This window comes from Ferroplasma sp. Type II (genome assembly GCF_000496155.1).
The window spans coordinates 4,183-5,488 of record NZ_KI542779.1 but is presented as its reverse complement, the minus strand read 5'-3'; the positions used below and the strand labels follow the sequence as shown (position 1 = coordinate 5,488).

The window sequence follows — 1,306 nt, the reverse complement described above, 5'->3', positions numbered from 1 at the left end:
CAGATATGGAAGTTTGTGGCAGTAATATAGGCGACGTAATCTATTCATCCCGAAGAGAAAGAATACTGTAATATTGTAACATCGTAATGGAAAGCATGATTAAAGATAAGTGCACCCACACAATAATATTTGGATAACATTGAAAAATAACACTCTGTGATCAAGGAAAATAAAATGAATGTAAAGTCACGCCAATAGATCAAAATATCAATGCTAAAATTTAAAATAGGTCAGGGCATTATATGGTAATGGAAAATTTGAATAAAATCTTATATCTCTTAATTTTTTCACGTGGTAGATCCATGAAGGATAATGAGCCAGTTCCGACAAAAACACATTTACAGAAAGAAATTTTTCTACTACAAAAAATATATCCGTTTGATGAAAAAACAGAGAAATACGATTTTGTCCCTCTTTACTACGGACCTTTTTCAAAAAAGTTGTCCATGGACCTTGATTCTGGTATTAATGCGGGACTCATAACAGATAATTCAGGGATAATGTTAACAGTTCATGGGTTTAAATATGTCTCGGAATTATGGAATTCTACAGATAATGATGAAAAAAGAAAAATAATACAGGTAAAAGAGAAATTTAATCGCATGAATATTCAGGACCTAATAGGATATATATATGACAAATATCCTAAATTTACTAAAAAATCGGCCTTAAAAAAAGAAAATATCGATCAATATTTCAATCAGTTCTGGAGGGAAAATGAACTTTCTGACGAATATTTTGTGCGGATTGTAAGGGAAAGCAGGGAAAATAATGCTTAAAGTTATTATAGACACAAACGTTATCCTTTCAATGCTTTATAGCCATAAATCGGTGAACGTTAGTGCATCTAGAAAAATATATGATCTACTTATATCAGATAGGTTAGATGCATCGTGGTGTGATATATTTTCTGGAGAAACAGTAAGAATAGCAAGTACTGATCCAAAACTGAGTAAGGTTAAAAAACCATATTTTGAAGCAAGATTTACGGAATTACTAAATCATATGAATGACATTTCTATGGATAAAGTGAATAAAACTCGTCTTTCAATAGCTTGGGATCCAAGAGATAAATATAATATAAATGAAAATGATATATATCTTGCAGTCATCGCAGAAATAACCAAATCAAGGTATATATTAACAAAAGATAAGGCATTTATGGATGCATATAATAATAATTTTGATAATAAAATAGCGTTCGCATGTACTCCAGAAAAATTTTTATCATTAGAGAAAACTTTATGATAAATTGAATACCTATTTGTGACTTTACAATCATATGAGCAAGAAAGCTCCGATCTTT

General features: G+C 30.2%; 2 protein-coding genes. Both read left to right on the top strand.

Annotated features, from left to right (window positions below; genetic code table 11):
• Positions 1 to 248 precede the first annotated feature (248 nt).
• The gene (locus tag AMDU4_RS11105) at positions 249 to 779 is read left to right on the top strand and encodes a hypothetical protein (RefSeq protein WP_290705152.1); all 531 of its coding nucleotides are present in this window, start codon (positions 249 to 251) and stop codon (positions 777 to 779) included.
• Entirely contained in the window at positions 772 to 1,248 is a 477-nt protein-coding gene (locus AMDU4_RS11100; RefSeq protein WP_021788065.1) for a PIN domain-containing protein, read from the top strand. The genes AMDU4_RS11105 and AMDU4_RS11100 overlap by 8 nt, the downstream gene beginning before the upstream one ends.
• The last annotated feature ends 58 nt before the right edge of the window (positions 1,249 to 1,306 follow it).

Bases quoted from the DNA above. Each gene is read 5' to 3' on its own strand.
- AMDU4_RS11100 (WP_021788065.1), top strand. From the start codon at position 772: ATGCTTAAAGTTATTATAGACACAAACGTTATCCTTTCAATGCTTTAT.
- AMDU4_RS11105 (WP_290705152.1), top strand. From the start codon at position 249: ATGGAAAATTTGAATAAAATCTTATATCTCTTAATTTTTTCACGTGGT.